The following is a 17,315-nucleotide window of genomic DNA, read 5'->3' on the forward strand; positions in this document are numbered from 1 at the left end:
GGCGTGGGAGCGGGCTTGCCCCGCGATTGGATCTATCTAGAATCCGATGAACGCATAGTAGACCGGCGCCTCGCCCGTCACCTGCAAGCGATGAGCTTGTAGTTCGGCCGCAAGCGCCTCGTCCTGCACATGCACCCGCCACGGCCCATCGACCGCCTGTGGCGCTTGTTCCAGCACCGCAGCAAACGCCGCCATGTCCGGCAACCACGCAGTAAACCCGTTGCCCTTCAGCGCACTGGTGGTCATCCCCAGCGCCTGGCATATCGCCACCTTGGCGGCGATATCGTCGCGGTCCGCCTGGCGCGAGGCCTCGATCAAGGCGCGCAGTGCCTCATCCACCGGCAGGCTGCCATGAATCAGCTCAGGCCCCTGCTCCCAGGCCTCGGGCGGGCAGTCCTTGTTTTCCGGCCGCAGCGGCAGGTGCGGGTTGATTTCCGCCGGGTAGATGCGGCAGACCAGCGGCCGGCTTTCATAGATGCCGCACAGGTCGTTGTCATCGAGGTTGCGACAACGTCCCGGGTTGAACGCGGCGAAGGTGACCGACACCTGCAGTTGCCCGGCGCCACAGGGCACCGGGAACGAGCGGCGCAGCACATGCTCGCGCTGCTCTGCCGGCATGCCAGGACCATCGGCAATGAACCCTTCGATCAGCACCACCACCTGGCCGCCGGAGGCCGCCCACTGATGGGCCTCGGCAAGCGTCAGGGGCACATGATGGCCCGTGCAGCATTTGCCGCAGCCGGTGCAGGCGAAGCGAATGCTGTCGCTCATCGCTTGCCGGCTTCCCATTCGCTGGTAAAGGCTTGCTGGCGTTGGCGGTCGTAGAGGCACAGCTCGGTGCCGGTGCGGTTCTGCATGTGCTTCTGGGGGTAGGTGCCTTCGATCAGCAGCGCGCTGTAACCGACCTGGTCGTCGAACTCGGCGGGTTTGCCCAGGGCGTGGGCATCCTTGAACTGGCTGGCGGCCAGGCAGGCCTTGAGCATGTGCTGGCGCTGGTCGCTCCAGGCTTGTGGCGTCGAAGCTTGGGCGGAAACGGTTAGTAACGAAAGGCTAAGCAGTATCGAACGTAGCATGGGGCATGACCTCAACAAGAGAGGGAATTATGCCTTTCCATTGGCGCAACGCAAATTGCGAATTTTCCTACGTTTTTAGCGGAAGGCTGAAACTTTATTAGCAAGCATTGCTCGCGCTGGAAAGAGGATGATTCGTGGCTATACCTGTAGGGATTCAAAAGCCAACGGGCAACGGTGAGGTCATGGAATGCGTTTCGAGGGATCATTCGCGCAACTGAAGGAGCGCCTGGAAATATTGGCGCAGGTTGGAACATGGAAAGAACTTAACCCGAACCAGTTTGAGTTTCGCACCCATAGCGGTGGTGTGATGTCTTGGTACCCGGGCACGGGTGAACTGAGTTTTCAGGGGAAGCCGGAGTCCTCCCTGGAACTGGAGCAGTTGGTAAGAGGGATACTGTCACAGGACGGTGAGGCCATGCCCGATGCCCGGCCACTCATGGAAAATCTTGCGCACGCTCCTGAATTCATGAATATGTCCTTCCTGGATGATTCCTATGCGGATTCCGAGTTGGTTCTGGGATTCGTCGGGGCACTGGGAACTGACCTGAAAGTGGTTTGCCAAATTGTCGAAGATCGGCTCAAGGCGTTTCGCTATACCTCTAACTCCATTCGTATATCCAGTGAGGTTATTTCAAAAATCGGGAACGTTCCGGACACAGAAAACCGCGTTGAGCGTATAGACAGGTACATGCGTGAAGGTAATCGGTTAAGAGAGGTGTCAGGGGATAATTCGATACTGGCGTTGGGTGCTGCTGTCGCCATCAGCCAATTGAGGTACCAGAAAAATCAGGGAGCGCCTGGTAGAAATGCCTATCTGATCAACTCACTGAAAACACCGTTTGAGGTGCAGCGACTGCGGAAGATTTACGCTGGAGGGTTCTTCTTGATCGGCGTGCATGCGGACCATGAGCGCAGAAGTCGCTATCTTCTCAAGGACTTGCAGTTGACTAAGGAGCAGGCGGCGGATCTGATTTCACGGGATGAGAACGAAAAAGAGCCACATGGGCAGCACACCCGAGATACTTACCATTTGTCTGATTTCTTTGTCAGTTATGACGGGAATCTTGATGCCCTCAAGAATCAGGTCTGGCGAATTCTGGATCTGTTGTTCGGAAAGCCCTACGTCACCCCCACTTTCGATGAGTATGCGATGTTCATGGCATTTTCTGCCTCACTGAGGTCCGCTGACCTATCACGGCAGGTCGGTGCTGTACTGACCAAGCACGATTGCATCATCGCAACGGGGGCTAACGATGTACCCAAGGCAGGAGGCGGCCTGTACTGGCCAACCAGGAGTGAAGCACATGAAATTGTGGATGAGGAGGATGGAAGGGACTACAAACGAGGCGAGGACTCCAACGCCATGCAAAAAAAGGAGATTGTAGACAACATCATTCGCTCATTACCCGAGCACTGTCGGGATGAGGTGGCGCCGTTGATAAGAAATAGCGGAATAAAAGATATCACTGAATACGGGCGGGTCGTCCATGCGGAAATGGAAGCGCTGCTGTCATCTTCAAGAATGGGGGTAAGTGCAGTTGATAGCACGCTGTATTGCACCACTTACCCTTGTCACAACTGTGCAAAACACATTATTGCCGCAGGTGTCGACCGTGTGGTTTATGTCGAGCCTTACCCCAAGAGTAAGGCTCAGAAATTTCATTCGGATTCGATTTCCCAGGACCGTTCGCACAAAGGGGTATTTTTTGACGCCTTCATCGGCGTGGGCCCAAGAAGCTTCTTTGATCTGTTTTCCATGAGTCTGGGTAGCGGCTACGCTGTCATACGTAAGACCGAGGATGGGCAAACGGTTGACTGGACTGAAGCAGATGCTAGATTGCGCACCCAGATGCTGCCTTGTTCATACATCGATCATGAGGATGAGGCTGGGTATACTTTGTCAATGTACTTGAAGGATGATTCCGATGAACGGAAGTAAAGAGGAATTTCTTCGTTACCTCGATGAATGTCGAGAAAAGGTCGAGCAGTGGCCGACCTGGAAGCGGGGGGCCGTGAAAGCGCCGAACCGAGAGCCAGTCGTTTCCAGGGCGGCCTCGCAGCCCCGCCCTCAGTCGACGAATAGCCGCTGAGGCCTCAAGAGCCATGCACTCGCATGGCTCTTCACGCTCTGGCTTTCAGCGCTCCTCGAACACCACCGCCCGCGCCGCCGTCACCAGGCAGTTGGTCAGCTCCGGCGAGGAGAACTTGGTCAGGATCGCATTGGCCCCCGCCAGCTTGGCCTTGTCGCCGCTCATCGCGCTGTCCAGCGAGGTGTGCAGCAGGATGTACAGGTGCTGGAAGTCGGGGGTTTCGCGCAAGGTGCGGGTGAAGGCGAAGCCATCCATCTCGGACATCTCGATGTCGGAGACAATGATGTTGATCTCCCTGTCGGTGCCTTGCAGTTCCAACAGCACGTTGATCGCATCCTTGGCGCTGCGGGCGGTATGGCACTCGATGCCGAGGTTGCGCAGGGTGTGCACCGACTGCTGCAGCGCGACCTGGCTGTCGTCCACCACCAGGATATTGGCGGCGGCCAGCAGGCTGGCGTCTTCCTCGCTGACTTCGCCCGGGTGCGGCTCGTGGGGCGGCGGGGCGATGCCATGGATGACCTTCTCGATGTCCAGCACCTGCACCAGGGCGTTGTCGACCCGGGTCACGCCGGTGATGAACGAGCGGTTGCCCGAACCGTAGGGCGGCGGCTTGATGTCGGTGCTCAGGCAATGGACGATGCGGCTCACCGCCTGTACGTGCAGGCCCTGGCGCGAGCGGCTGATCTCGGTGACGATCAGGCAGCCGCCGTCGGGGTCGGCCAGGGGCATTTCGCCGATGGCCCGGGACAGGTCGATCACCGACAGCGAGTTGCCGCGCAGGGTGGCGACGCCTTTGACGTGCGGGTGGGCCTCCGGCAGCTTGGTCAGCGGCGGGCAGGGGATGATCTCGCTGACCTTGAGCAGGTTGATTGCCATCAGCTTGCCGCTGCGCAGGGTGAACAGCAGCAGGGACAACGAGTCCGCGCGGGCTTTTTGCGTGGCCATGGGCAACCTTCGGTTCGAAATGGGGGAGGATGCCGGGTTATCGGCTTTTTGGCGTCAGGCTTTAGCTTAGTTTGCTATTTGCAGTCCATCGCGGGGCTGTAACTGTAGGAGCGGCCTTGTGCCGCGAAAGGGCCGCGAAGCGGCCCCGGCAGTTTCAGCGTTTCATCGATATGAGGGGCTGCTGCGCAGCCCTTTCGCGGCACAAGGCCGCTCCTGCAGGGGCTGCACATGGCCTGAAGCTAGCGCAGTCCCAGTCGCTTGGCCAACCGGCTCAGGTTGGCCCGGTCCAGCCCCAGTTCCCGCGCGGCGGCGGCCCAGTTGTCCCCGTGGCGATTCAGGCACGCTTCGACGATCTGCCGCTGATAATCATCCACTGCCTCGCGCAGCCCACCCTCGGGCAATGGCGCGTCGGCCGGCGGCACCTCGGTTTCTAACTGCGGGGTCGGCGCCACGTTGCGCAGGTCGAGGTCGGCCGCCTCCAGGGTGAGGATCTTCGGCCGCTGTCCGTGTTGCCCCAGCGCCTTGAGCGCCGAACGGCCGATCAGATGCTCCAGTTCGCGCACATTGCCTGGCCAGCTGTAGGCCAGCAGTGCGGCCTGGGCGTCTGCGGACAACCGCAGGCTGCCCAGCCCCAGGCGCGAGCGGTTCTGTTCGAGGAAGTAGCCGGCCAGCAGCAGCACGTCGCGACCCCGGTCCCGCAGCGGTGGCACGTGCAACGGGTAGACGCTCAGGCGGTGGTAGAAGTCGGCGCGGAAGTGGCCGCTGCGCACTTCCTCCGCCAGGTCGCGGTTGGTCGCGGCGATCAGGCGCACATCCACCCGGTGCTCGCGATCCGAGCCCAGCCGCTGCAGTTGCCCGCTCTGCAGCACCCGCAGCAGCTTGGCCTGCACCGCCAGGGGCAGCTCGCCGACCTCATCGAGGAACAGCGTGCCGCCGTTGGCCAGCTCGAACTTGCCCCGGCGTTCGCCGTGGGCGCCGGTGAAGGCGCCGCGCACATGGCCGAACAGTTCGCTTTCCACCAGGGTGTCGGGCAGGGCGGCGCAGTTGAGGCTGACCAGCGGTTTGTCGGCACGCTGGCTGGCGTGGTGCAGGGCCTGGGCCACCAGCTCCTTGCCGACGCCGGTCTCGCCGGTGATCAGCACGGTCAGGTCGCTGCCGCCGACCAGGCGGATCTCCTCGACCAGACGTTTGTGCGCCTTGCTCTGGCCGATCAGTTCCCGGTCCTGGCCGCTGGCCTGGCGGTACACCTCGGCGCGCTGGTGTTCGTCCTCGGCACGCAGGGCCAGGTGCTCGATGCGCTCGGCCACGGTCACCGTGGCGGCGGCCAGGCTGGCGAAGGCCTGCAGGGCATCGAGCTCCAGGCTCTGGAACTGTCCGGGGGTGAGGGCGTCGAGGGTCAGCAGGCCCCACGGGCGCTCGTCGACCATCAACGGGCAGCCCATGCAGTCGTGGACTTCGAGGTCGACATGCTCGGCATTGACCAGACCGTCATAAGGGTCGGGCAATGGGCTGTCGCTGGCGAAGCGGGTTGGCTCCGGGCGCCCGAGGAGAATCTGAAAGCGCGGGTGTTCGCTGACCTTGAAGCGCCGCCCCAGGGTGTCTGGCGACAGGCCGTCCACCGCCAGCGGCACCAGCCATTCGCCGTCCAGGCGCAACAGCGCTGCAGCATCGCAGGGCAGCAGGCCACGCATGGCACCGAGCAGGCGGCGGTAGCGCTCCTGGTCGGGCAGGTCGCAGGAGAGGTCGCTGACCAGGGGGAGGAGGGCTGTGAGCAGGGGCTTTGCAGTCATATGGACTCCTGTTGGTCGTAATGACTATACGCCTGGGTGTGTCTTTATGACACTGATGTGCTCAAAAGCCTGATTTTATTGGTGTTTAAAGTTGGCACGATTGCTGAAAAGCCTTACGCAACCATTCGAAGCCAAAGGCTCAGGAGTTGTCGCAATGCTCAATGCCGAACAACGTGCAATCATCAAGGCCACTGTCCCCCTGCTGGAAAGCGGTGGCGAGGCCCTGACCACCCACTTCTACAAACTTATGCTCAGCGAGTACCCCGAGGTACGTCCGCTGTTCAACCAGGCCCACCAGGCCAGCGGCGACCAGCCGCGCGCCCTGGCCAACGGTGTGCTGATGTACGCCCGCCACATCGACCGGCTCGAGCAGCTGGGCGGCCTGGTCGGGCAGATCATCAACAAACATGTGGCCCTGCAAATCCTCCCCGAACACTATCCGATCGTCGGCAGTTGCCTGCTGCGCGCCATCGAGGAAGTGCTGGGCAAGGACATCGCCACCCCTGAAGTGATCGCCGCCTGGGCCGCCGCCTATGGCCAGCTGGCCGATATCCTCATCGGCGCGGAAGAAAGCCTCTATAAAGAGAAGGAGCAGGCTGCCGGCGGCTGGCGCGGTACCCGTGAATTCCGCCTGGTGCGCCGCGAGCAGGAAAGCCGCGAGATCGTCTCGTTCTACTTCGCCCCGGTCGATGGCCAGCCGGTGCTCAAGGCCGAGCCGGGCCAGTACATCGGCCTGCAACTGTTCATCGATGGCCAGGAGCAGCGCCGCAACTACTCGCTGTCGGCCCTGTGCGACGGCGAGCAGTACCGCATCAGCGTCAAGCGCGAAGCGGGCGGCAAGGTCTCCAACTACCTGCATGACGGGTTGATGGTCGGCGACACCCTGCAACTGTTCCCGCCGTCCGGTGACTTCACCCTGGCCGCCAGTGACAAGCCGCTGGTGCTGATCAGTGGCGGCGTGGGTATCACCCCGACCCTGGCGATGCTCGAGGCGGCGCTCAAGACCGAGCGTTCGGTGCACTTCATCCATTGCGCGCGCAATGGCGCGGTGCATGCGTTCCGCGACTGGGTCGACGGCCTGGCGGCGCGTCACCCGCAGCTCAAGCGCTTCTATTGCTACGCCGAGGACGATGGCAGTCGTGCTGCCGACGCGGTGGGCCTGCTGGATCAAGACCTGCTGGCGGAGTGGATGCCGCGTGGGCGCGATGTCGATGCCTACTTCCTCGGGCCGAAGGGCTTCATGGCCGCGATCAAGCGCCAGCTCAAGGGCTTGGGCGTGCCGGAAGGGCAGAGCCGTTACGAGTTCTTCGGGCCGGCGGCGGCGTTGGAGTAGCAATCGCCGGGGGCTGCTGCGCAGCCCGTTCGCGGCACAAGGCCGCTCCTACAGGAGTGCGCGATCCCTGTAGGAGCGGCCTTGTGCCGCGAACGGGGCGCAAAGCGCCCCCGGGGATGCTCACCATCCCAATTGCTCGCAAGCCAGCTCCCGTACCGGATGCTCCCAGCCGTGGGTAATCGAGAACGAAGCGGACGATTGCATTCTCAGTGCGGGGGCTGGCTTGCCAGCCATTGGGCCTACCACCCTTCTCTATATAGAAAGTGATGAACGCCTCTACGCCCGCGTTCATCTTTAATCCTCCTTTAATCACTGTATCCTTCACTCCCGGGTGTCGAGGGGCCTGCCCCTGTCCGGCGCTCGGGCTGGCGTATTTTTCATGTGCGCCAGTGAACCGAAACCGACCCGCTCGGTCCTAGTGTCCTGTCTCGGGAATAAGCTGTTCACTTTTGGCGGCGTCTTGGGCGCCCGGCCGGCGTTGCCACTCCTCGCCATAGCCCTGCTATGACTCGTCGCGGCGCCTTGGCCGAACACCCAAGCCACTCGCCAAAAGAGAACGTATTTCCGAGACAGGACACTAGGTCATCAATGGATAGCCGCGCACGCCCCTCCTCGATGCATTCAAAGGTCATCTCCAGCGTGTAGACTGGGCGCCCCTCGGGCAGCCCGCGCTGCCACTCTCCATCGAAGGAATCGGCAATGAACGAACTCTCATCGCGCCTGAATCGGGAACGGCGCTTTCTGGTGCTCCTCGGCGTGATCTGCCTGGCGCTGATCGGCGGCGCCCTGTACATGCAGGTGGTGCTGGGCGAGGCGCCTTGCCCGCTGTGCATCCTGCAGCGCTATGCCCTGCTGTTCATCGCGCTCTTCGCCTTCATCGCCGCGGCCATGCCCGGGCGTCGCAGCCTGACCTTCTTCGAGGCGCTGGTGGTGCTCAGCGCCATCGGTGGGATCATTGCGGCGGGTAACCATGTGTATATACTCGCCAACCCGATGGTCAGCTGCGGCATCGACACCCTGCAGCCCATCGTCGACGACCTGCCGCTGGCCAAGCTCTGGCCGCTGGCCTTCCAGGTCGACGGTTTCTGCTCCACCCCGTACCCGCCGATCCTCGGCCTGTCGCTGGCGCAATGGGCGCTGGTGGCCTTCGTCCTGACGGCGGTGCTGGTGCCCCTGGGGATCTACCGAAACCGACGTCGCGCTTAGACCAAAGTCCCGAATTGACCTGGGTCTATTGCGCGGCGAGATAAGCCGCAGTGCGCACCGCACGATTGATCCAGGTCAGCCACCAGCCCTTGCGCGGCAAGGCTTTCAGGGCTACTGGAAGGGGTGCGACAAACTGTCGCGAAGTTGATTTTTTGACCAGCATTGTTACGCATTCTGTAAAAGACTGTTGCTCAATAAGTCATAGTCATCGTTGAACGACCTATCTACAATCGCCCCCAATTTCCGTTCGGCACTGCTTGCAAGTCGCAGGATTGATGGAAGCCGCAGCGCTTTCCATTTGCTGACTTCGTCAAGTTTCGCCCAACGGCGATACCGGGCGGACCCCCCTCCGCGTTTTCCGCACCAAATGGACTTGGTCTGAAGTACAGGCCTGTTGCCTACGAAACCATAAGCACCGCACACCCGCTTGACGCCAAGATCCTGCAGTCGGATCCCTGGCAGGGGCGAGTACGGGCGCCAATTGCCGCACTTGGCAGGACGAAGTGTTGGCTACCAAAACACAAATTGCATTGAAGCAAGCTGATCTAGAGGTCGTGAGATGAGTAAAAAGCGTTACCCCAGACTGTTTGGCATATTGCCCTTTTTAGGCATGCTTTTACTCAGTGGGTGCAACTGGACCCTGCTCGACCCGAAGGGCCAGGTCGGCATTGAGCAGAAGAACCTGATCCTGATCGCCACCGGCCTGATGCTGCTGGTGGTCGTGCCCGTGATCATCATGACCCTGGCATTCGCCTGGAAGTACCGTGCTTCCAACAAGGCCGCCACCTACACCCCCGACTGGTCGCACTCGACCAAGATCGAGGCTGCGGTGTGGATCATCCCGATCCTGATCATCATCGCCCTGGGTTACTTCACCTACCACTCCACCCACAAGCTGGACCCGTACCGTCCACTGGATTCCGATGTGAAGCCGGTGCAGATCGACGTGGTCGCGCTGGACTGGAAGTGGCTGTTCATCTACCCGGAGCAGGGCATCGCCACGGTCAACAAGATCGTCTTCCCGGCCAACACCCCGGTCAACTTCCGTGTCACCTCCGACGCCGTGATGAACTCCTTCTTCATCCCGGGTCTGGGCGGCCAGATCTACGCCATGGCCGGCATGACCACCAAACTGCACCTGATCGCCAACGAGAACGGTGTGTTTGACGGTATCTCCGCCAACTACAGCGGCGCCGGCTTCACCGGTATGAAATTCAAGGCTGTTGCCACCTCGCAAGCTGACTTCGATGCATGGGTCGCTGAAGTGAAGGCATCGCCGAAGAAACTGGACCAGGCCGAATATGACGCCTTGGCCAAAGCTAGCGAAAACAACCCAGTCGCGCTGTACAGCGAGGCTCCGGCTGACCAGTTCCAGCGCATCGTCGACAAGTACGAAGGCATGAACCGCGGTCGTCCGAACCACGAAGAAGCAGGCAGCAAAGACCTGGCCACTACCAAGGGTGTGGAATCGAGTATGCAACCAGCTGCCGGTGCAGAGGAGTAAGAGATGTTCGGTAAATTAACTCTGGAGGCGATACCGTATCACGAGCCGATAGTCATGGTGACGCTTGCCATGATCGCGCTCGGTGGTATCGCTGTCGTTGGTGCCATCACCTATTTCCGCAAGTGGACCTACTTGTGGACCGAGTGGTTGACCACGGTCGACCACAAGAAAATCGGCGTGATGTACATCATCGTCGCTATGGTCATGCTGCTGCGCGGCTTCGCCGACGCCATCATGATGCGTACCCAGCTTGCCGCCGCCACCGGTGGCTCCGAAGGCTACCTGCCGCCTGAACACTATGACCAGATCTTCACCGCCCACGGTGTGATCATGATCATCTTCATGGCGATGCCGTTCTTCACCGGCCTGATGAACCTCGCGGTTCCGCTGCAGATCGGTGCACGTGACGTTGCCTTCCCGTTCCTGAACTCCCTGAGCTTCTACCTGCTGCTGGCAGGCGTGCTGCTGGTCAACATCTCGCTGGGCGTTGGTGAATTCGCCAAGACCGGCTGGGTTGCCTATCCGCCGCTCGCGGGTATCCAGTACAGCCCTGGGGTGGGTGTCGACTACTACATCTGGGCGCTACAGCTATCCGGATTGGGTACGACGCTTACCGGCGTGAACTTCCTCGTCACCGTGATGAAGATGCGCGCCCCTGGCATGAAGCTGATGGACATGCCGATCTTCACCTGGACCTGCACCTGGGCCAACGTGCTGATCGTCGCTTCCTTCCCGATCCTGACCGCCGCGCTCGCCCTGCTGACCGTTGACCGTTATCTGGACTTCCATATCTTCACCAACGAGCTTGGTGGGAACCCGATGATGTACGTCAACCTGTTCTGGGCATGGGGTCACCCTGAGGTCTACATCCTGATCCTGCCGGCCTTCGGCGTGTTCTCGGAAGTCACCTCGACCTTCGCAGGCAAGCGCCTGTTCGGTCACCACTCGATGATCTACGCCTCGGGCGCGATCGCCATCCTCGGCTTCGCGGTCTGGCTGCACCACTTCTTCACCATGGGTGCCGGCGCCAGCGTCAACACCTTCTTCGGCCTGGCGACGATGCTGATCTCCATTCCGACCGGTGTGAAGCTGTTCAACTGGCTGTTCACCATCTACCAGGGCCGTCTGCGCTTCACCGCGCCGATCATGTGGACCCTGGGCTTCATGGTCACCTTCTCCATCGGTGGCATGACCGGCGTCCTGCTGGCTGTTCCAGGTGCCGACTTCGTTCTGCACAACAGCCTGTTCGTGATCGCCCACTTCCACAACGTGATCATCGGTGGCGCGGTATTCGGCTACATCGCCGGCTTCGCCTTCTGGTTCCCGAAAGCCTTCGGTTTCACCCTGAACGAGAAGTGGGGCAAGGCTGCCTTCTGGTTCTGGATCTCCGGCTTCTACGTAGCGTTCATGCCGCTGTACGCCCTGGGCTTCATGGGCATGACCCGTCGTCTGAACCACTCCGACAACCCGCTGTGGGAACCCTACCTATGGGTTGCCGTGGTCGGTGCGGTGCTGATCCTGTTCGGTATCGCCTGCCAGCTGATCCAGATCTACGTCTCGGTTCGCGACCGCAAGGACAACATGGACGTCACCGGCGACCCATGGGGCGGCCGTACCCTGGAATGGTCGACTTCGTCGCCACCTCCGTTCTACAACTTCGCTCACATGCCACAGCATGTTGGCCTGGACGCCTGGCACGAAGCCAAGGAAGCCGGCGCTGCGTACAAGGCACCTGCCAAGTACGAAGCGATCCACATGCCGAGCAACACCTCCACCGGTCTGTTCATGGGTCTGCTGCTGACCGTGTTCGGCTTCGCCTTCATCTGGCACATCTGGTGGCTGGTGGGCGCGAGCCTGGTGGCAACCATCGCTGTCTTCGTTCGCCACGCCGCGCGTGACGACCAGGGCTACATGGTTCCGGCCGAAGAAGTGGCGCGCATCGAAGGCGAGCGCATGAAAGCGCTGGCCAAAGCAGGTGCTCTGCCTGCCGGCGCACGTGTCGAATCGTTTGAACGGGTGTAATCAATGTCCAGTCAAGTAATCCACGGTGGCGCGCATGGTCATGACCATGCGCACGACGACCACCACCACGACTCGGGCCAGATGACCGTACTCGGTTTCTGGCTCTACCTGATGACCGACTGCATCCTGTTTGCGTCGCTCTTCGCCACCTACGCGGTGCTGTCCGGCGGTTTCGCCGGCGGCCCGTCGGGTCACGACATCTTCCAGCTCGACTTCGTGCTGGTTGAAACCGCGTTCCTGCTGCTGTCCTCGATCACCTTCGGCTTCGCCATGCTGAAGATGTTCGCCGGCAACAAGGCAGGCGTGCTGGGCTGGTTGGCCGTGACCTTCCTGTTCGGTGCCGGCTTCATCGCGATGGAAATCTATGAGTTCCATCACCTGATCGCCGAGGGCTACGGCCCGCAGCGCAGTGGCTTCCTGTCGGCGTTCTTCGCGCTGGTCGGTACCCACGGCCTGCACGTGACTGCCGGTCTGATCTGGATGGCAATCATGATGTACCAGATCAACAAGCACGGCATCACGCCGACCGCCAAGACCCGCATGAGCTGCCTGAGCCTGTTCTGGCACTTCCTGGACGTGGTCTGGATCTGCGTATTCACCGTCGTCTACCTGCTGGGGGTTCTGTAATGGCTAACGCACACGACACTCACCACGAAGGTAATCACGGCAGCGTGAAGTCGTACATGATCGGTTTCGTACTGTCGATCATCCTGACCGCGATCCCGTTCGGCCTGGTGATGTACCCGAGCCTGCCGAAGAACCTGACCGTCCTGATCGTGGTGGCCATGGCCATCATCCAGGTTGTCGTGCACCTCGTGTACTTCCTGCACATGGACCGCTCGAAAGAGCAGCGTTCCAACGTGTCGACGTTCCTGTTCACCGTCCTGGTAATTGCACTGCTGGTCGGCCTGTCGCTGTGGATCATGTTCAGCATCCACTTCGAAATGTTGGCCAAGTGAGGTAAGACTGCATGTCCGTGAAGCACTTTATCCAAATCACCAAACCGGGGATCATTTTCGGTAACGTGCTTTCCGTGGCAGGCGGTTTCTTCCTTGCCGCTAAGGGGCATGTGGATTTCGCCCTGTTCCTGGCGGTGGTGATCGGTACTTCCCTGGTGGTCGCGTCCGGATGCGTGTTCAACAACTGCATCGACCGTGACATCGACCACAAGATGGAACGTACCAAGAACCGCGTCATGGTCCAGGGCGGCATGTCGCTGCCCCTGGCGCTGATCTACGCCACCCTGCTCGGGGTGGCGGGTTTCAGCCTGCTGTATGTGCAAGCCAACCCGCTGGCGGCGTTCTGCGCCCTGGTCGGCTTCGTCGTCTACGTCGGTTTCTACAGCCTGTGGCTCAAGCGCAAATCGGTGCACGGCACCCTGGTCGGCAGCCTGTCCGGTGCCATGCCTCCGGTGATCGGCTACTGCGCCGTGAGCAACAGCTTCGACCTGGCTGCGGTGACCCTGCTGGTGATGTTCAGCCTGTGGCAGATGCCGCACAGCTTCGCCATCGCCATCTTCCGCTTCAAGGACTACAGCGCCGCCAACATTCCGGTCCTGCCGGTGGCACGCGGTATCCTCGCGGCGAAGAAGCAGATCGTGCTGTACGTGCTGGCCTTCGTGCTCGCCACCCTGATGCTGACCCTCGGCGGCTATGCCGGCCTGGGTTACCTCGCCGTGGCGGCCGCCATGGGCCTGTACTGGCTGTACATGGCCTGGGGCGGCTACAAGGCCGAGGACGACAGCAAGTGGGCCCGCAAGGTGTTCGGCTTCTCCATCCTCACCGTCACCGCCCTGAGCGTGATGATGGGCGTGGACAGCCAGACCGCGGCCGATGTGCTGATGACCTACGCGCGCTGATACAGCAGCCTGTTACACCAGGAACCCCGGCCATGTGCCGGGGTTTTTTGTGGCTGCTAATTGTGTTTGTATCAGTCAGGTAGAAAAAGGTTGCTGTACGATCTTTTGCCTAATCGCCTCGGCAGTGCCCGCTAAGTATCCGATGGTTCTATCATCTATCCCAGGGTACGCTTCTTGTAAGATAAGAGTTGGGTCGTGTGAAATTCCCAATGCCGTGATGTACCTGATTAGCGCATTCTTGACATCGGTTGAGGTTTTGGTTGTTGTGTTGTTGTTTACTAGGGTTCGTGCAAAATCTATTCTTTTGTTATCCTTTATATCTAGTTTGTTATTAATATCTGCCCAGCTGTCATTGGCGTTAAGAGTTTTATGCTGCATGGTTGGTGTAGCGCTTTCTTTCTGTTGAGATGTGGGGCCGAAGAGCTCTTGATTGTTTTCCGTTCTCGGAGCATTGGCGTTTGTAGGATCGTAGGTGGCTGGTGGCTGATCAGTCACCAATCCGGGGAGGGCGCGACGTTGTTGAGGGGACGCGATGCGATTATTTACATGGCCAGTCGGATCATGTCGGTTCACAGGATCCCCCGAGCAATACATGTAGGGATTGATACCACCCTGGAGGAAGGGACTTAGGTTGTCGGGTGAGTTGAAGCGCATGAGCAGTGTGTTGTACATGCGGTAACCATTGCCCAGCAAGTAACCGTCCAGGCAACGCTCTCTTAAATGACCGTTGAATCGCTGTTTTACTGAAGCTGATATATCCCTGCGCGTCATACCATAGGGTGAGTAGGTAATAGTGAGTTTGTCCTCCGGGCGTATCTCAACCACGCTACCACTGCGTTCAGTCGCCAGTAAATGGACAATGCTGGAGTGCGGGTTGCTGCTGAGGTGGCCCTGCTCAGCCTTCTTCTCATGCGTTCCCATTATGCATCCCATGGTCTGTCGGGTGAGGGTGCATCAAGCGTAGGCTGGCTGCTGGAACAGCGCAGCTGGCAAAAATGACAGGTCGGCGTCCGCAAGCTTTTATGCCTGTTTGTCCTGTGCCGGCCTCCTCGCGGGTAAACCCGCTCCCACAGGGTTAGCGCGATCCCTGTGGGAGCGGGTTTACCCGCGAAGAGGCCGGCCCTGAAAACATAAATCTTTGATTTTCAAAAAATACATCTGAAAATGTTAAACAAAACAGGAAATTATCCTTTACAGAAATATTGTTTCGGCACTATCTTCTGAATCAGGCCGCCGCAGCGGCCAACGTCGCTCGGACGGTTCCGGGCGCTTACGTCTGCAGAGGAACACATGGCCAACCCAGGTTCGCCGCGCCGCTTCGCGCGCATCGATCGTCTCCCCCCGTACGTCTTCAACATCACCGCCGAGCTCAAGATGGCCGCCCGCCGCCGTGGCGAGGACATCATCGACCTGAGCATGGGCAACCCCGATGGCGCCACCCCGCCGCATATCGTCGAGAAGCTGGTGCAGGTCGCCCAGCGCGAGGACACCCACGGCTATTCCACCTCCCGCGGCATCCCACGCCTGCGCCGGGCGATCTCCAACTGGTACAAGGATCGCTACGAGGTCGACATCGATCCGGAAAGCGAGGCCATCGTCACCATCGGCTCGAAAGAGGGCCTGGCGCACCTGATGCTGGCCACCCTCGACCAGGGAGACACGGTGCTGGTGCCCAACCCCAGCTACCCGATCCATATCTACGGTGCGGTGATCGCCGGTGCCCAGGTGCGCTCCGTGCCGCTGGTGCCAGGGGTGGACTTCTTCAACGAGCTGGAGCGGGCGATCCGCGAGTCGATCCCCAAGCCGAAGATGATGATCCTCGGCTTCCCGTCCAACCCCACCGCCCAGTGCGTCGAGCTGGACTTCTTCGAGCGCGTGGTGGCCCTGGCCAAGCAGTACGACGTGCTGGTGGTGCACGACCTGGCCTACGCCGACATCGTCTACGACGGCTGGAAGGCGCCGTCGATCATGCAGGTGCCGGGCGCCAAGGACATCGCGGTGGAGTTCTTCACCTTGTCCAAGAGCTACAACATGGCCGGCTGGCGGATCGGCTTCATGGTCGGTAACCCCGAGCTGGTCAGCGCCCTGGCGCGGATCAAGAGCTACCACGACTACGGCACCTTCACCCCGCTGCAGGTGGCCGCCATCGCTGCCCTGGAAGGCGACCAGCAGTGTGTGCGAGACATCGCCGAGCAATATCGCCAGCGCCGCAACCTGCTGGTCAAGGGCCTGCACGAGCTGGGCTGGATGGTCGAGAACCCCAAGGCCTCGATGTATGTCTGGGCCAAGATTCCCGAGGCCTATGCGCACCTGGGCTCGCTGGAGTTTGCCAAGAAGCTGCTGGCCGAGGCCAAGGTCTGCGTGTCGCCGGGGATCGGCTTCGGTGACTACGGCGACGATCATGTGCGCTTTGCCCTGATCGAGAACCAGGACCGGATTCGCCAGGCCATTCGCGGCATTCGCCAGATGTTCCGGGCCGATGGGCTGACCAGCAAGTAAGCCGCCAGGGCGCTATCGCGGGTGTAGGAGCGGCCTTGTGCCGCGAAAGGGCCGCGAAGCGGCCCCAGGATGTATGCAGCATTGCCAAGAACCCGGGGCTGCTTTGCAGCCCTTTCGCGGCACGAGGCCGCTCCTACAAAGACCTGCGCATATCGCTTACCTCGGAACGCCGATCAGCGGCGATCTTTTTTTGCTTCCCCCTCTTCTCAGCCGTCCGCGCCTGGATTACAAATAGCGCCGCGGGCGCTCGCCCCGATAACAACAACCTCCTTCCCTGGCCATCATGTCCGATCAGAACCCTTGCCTGACCTGCGGCGCCTGCTGCGGCTACTTTCGTGTGTCTTTCTTCTGGGGTGAATGCCAGTCCGCCGGCGGCGTGGTGCCCGACGATCTGGTGGTGCAGATCAACCCGACCCGGGTCGCCATGATCGGCACCGACGCCAAGCCTTGCCGCTGCGTCAGCCTGGGTGGCGAGATCGGCACGCAAGTGGCGTGCTCCATCTACGAGAACCGCTCCAGCCCCTGCCGCGAGTTCGATGCCTCGTGGGAAAACGGCGTGCACAACCCCAGCTGTGACGACGCCCGGGCAGCCTATGGCTTGCCACCGCTGACACCACCGGGCGCCAATGAGCCGCATTGGCCGGATGAGGGGGCGGAGGTCGCCTGAAGGGATTACTTGGCCTTGCAGACTGCGAACTGCGTGGGAGCGGGCTTGTCCCGCGATTGCGGTGCCGGCGTCATCCCGTGGCAAGCCCGCTCCCACAAACCGTTTCACATTCTGGCCATTCGCCATGACCGTTCGTCGGTTGGATCCAATGGCCGCAAGTCTGAAACCCGCGAAACACGTGCCGCCTAAACAAAGTATTAACACCATTTGACCGTCCCCTGTGCCGTACCGCCCGCGCCTGAGCGGCTACACATTCCCTCAAAGGAAATTCGTAGCCATAGATCAGGCGTTTCGGCCGTCGCGTGTTCCACTGCTCTTTCCTGCCCCG

The 17,315-nt window shown here is 60.7% G+C and carries 15 protein-coding genes; 10 read left to right on the forward strand and 5 right to left on the reverse strand.

What is annotated here, in order from left to right:
* Window positions 1-36 precede the first annotated feature (36 nt).
* Both AC0MAZ_RS08215 and AC0MAZ_RS08220 read right to left on the reverse strand, forming a co-directional pair.
* On the reverse strand, window positions 37-771 hold the full coding sequence (locus AC0MAZ_RS08215) for a YkgJ family cysteine cluster protein (RefSeq protein ID WP_234560467.1): 735 nt from the start codon (window positions 769-771) through the stop codon (window positions 37-39).
* Window positions 768-1,073, reverse strand: a complete 306-nt coding sequence (locus tag AC0MAZ_RS08220) for a hypothetical protein (RefSeq protein ID WP_050703793.1) — start codon at window positions 1,071-1,073, stop codon at window positions 768-770. The genes AC0MAZ_RS08215 and AC0MAZ_RS08220 overlap by 4 nt, the downstream gene beginning before the upstream one ends.
* Window positions 1,074-1,260: 187 nt before the next feature.
* Here AC0MAZ_RS08220 and AC0MAZ_RS08225 point away from each other — a divergent pair, with 187 nt between their 5' ends.
* Window positions 1,261-3,012 carry an anti-phage dCTP deaminase gene (locus AC0MAZ_RS08225; protein ID WP_232854698.1) on the forward strand — a complete coding sequence of 584 codons (1,752 nt, stop codon included), beginning with the start codon at window positions 1,261-1,263 and terminating at the stop codon, window positions 3,010-3,012.
* Window positions 3,013-3,208: 196 nt separating this feature from the next.
* Here the strand turns inward: AC0MAZ_RS08225 and AC0MAZ_RS08230 are convergent, their stop codons facing one another.
* Entirely contained in the window at window positions 3,209-4,108 is a 900-nt protein-coding gene (locus tag AC0MAZ_RS08230) for a chemotaxis protein (RefSeq protein ID WP_203647948.1), read from the reverse strand.
* A 239-nt stretch (window positions 4,109-4,347) separates the two neighbouring features.
* Window positions 4,348-5,898 carry a nitric oxide reductase transcriptional regulator NorR gene (gene norR, locus AC0MAZ_RS08235; protein WP_234560468.1) on the reverse strand — a complete coding sequence of 517 codons (1,551 nt, stop codon included), beginning with the start codon at window positions 5,896-5,898 and terminating at the stop codon, window positions 4,348-4,350.
* 154 nt (window positions 5,899-6,052) lie between these two features.
* On the opposite strand from norR, the gene hmpA reads away from it, so the two are divergent.
* From hmpA to cyoE, 7 genes are all read left to right on the forward strand, one after another.
* Window positions 6,053-7,231: an NO-inducible flavohemoprotein gene (hmpA, locus tag AC0MAZ_RS08240; RefSeq protein WP_475860847.1), complete on the forward strand. Its 1,179-nt coding sequence runs from the start codon at window positions 6,053-6,055 to the stop codon at window positions 7,229-7,231.
* A gap of 699 nt (window positions 7,232-7,930) precedes the next feature.
* Window positions 7,931-8,437, forward strand: coding sequence for a disulfide bond formation protein B (locus AC0MAZ_RS08245; RefSeq protein WP_203647945.1), 507 nt, complete (start codon window positions 7,931-7,933; stop codon window positions 8,435-8,437).
* Window positions 8,438-8,996: 559 nt separating this feature from the next.
* Window positions 8,997-9,941: a ubiquinol oxidase subunit II gene (gene cyoA / locus AC0MAZ_RS08250; RefSeq protein WP_028689802.1), complete on the forward strand. Its 945-nt coding sequence runs from the start codon at window positions 8,997-8,999 to the stop codon at window positions 9,939-9,941.
* A gap of 3 nt (window positions 9,942-9,944) precedes the next feature.
* A complete protein-coding gene (cyoB, locus tag AC0MAZ_RS08255; RefSeq protein WP_232854695.1) occupies window positions 9,945-11,963 on the forward strand; it encodes a cytochrome o ubiquinol oxidase subunit I in 2,019 nt (672 codons plus the stop codon).
* A 3-nt stretch (window positions 11,964-11,966) separates the two neighbouring features.
* Window positions 11,967-12,590: a cytochrome o ubiquinol oxidase subunit III gene (locus AC0MAZ_RS08260; RefSeq protein ID WP_023629875.1), complete on the forward strand. Its 624-nt coding sequence runs from the start codon at window positions 11,967-11,969 to the stop codon at window positions 12,588-12,590.
* Window positions 12,590-12,922: a cytochrome o ubiquinol oxidase subunit IV gene (gene cyoD, locus AC0MAZ_RS08265; RefSeq protein WP_110736808.1), complete on the forward strand. Its 333-nt coding sequence runs from the start codon at window positions 12,590-12,592 to the stop codon at window positions 12,920-12,922. Before AC0MAZ_RS08260 ends, cyoD begins: the two co-directional genes overlap by 1 nt.
* An 11-nt stretch (window positions 12,923-12,933) precedes the next feature.
* Window positions 12,934-13,821: a heme o synthase gene (gene cyoE, locus AC0MAZ_RS08270; protein WP_028689798.1), complete on the forward strand. Its 888-nt coding sequence runs from the start codon at window positions 12,934-12,936 to the stop codon at window positions 13,819-13,821.
* A gap of 75 nt (window positions 13,822-13,896) precedes the next feature.
* On the opposite strand, the gene AC0MAZ_RS08275 is transcribed toward cyoE, so the two are convergent.
* On the reverse strand, window positions 13,897-14,742 hold the full coding sequence (locus AC0MAZ_RS08275) for an RHS repeat-associated core domain-containing protein (protein ID WP_232854694.1): 846 nt from the start codon (window positions 14,740-14,742) through the stop codon (window positions 13,897-13,899).
* Window positions 14,743-15,111: 369 nt separating this feature from the next.
* On the opposite strand from AC0MAZ_RS08275, the gene alaC reads away from it, so the two are divergent.
* Window positions 15,112-16,320, forward strand: coding sequence for an alanine transaminase (gene alaC / locus AC0MAZ_RS08280; protein ID WP_203647943.1), 1,209 nt, complete (start codon window positions 15,112-15,114; stop codon window positions 16,318-16,320).
* Between the two features lie 283 nt (window positions 16,321-16,603).
* A complete protein-coding gene (locus AC0MAZ_RS08285; protein WP_050703800.1) occupies window positions 16,604-16,987 on the forward strand; it encodes a YkgJ family cysteine cluster protein in 384 nt (127 codons plus the stop codon).
* Window positions 16,988-17,315 lie beyond the last annotated feature (328 nt).

This window comes from Pseudomonas sp. A, assembly GCF_056270345.1.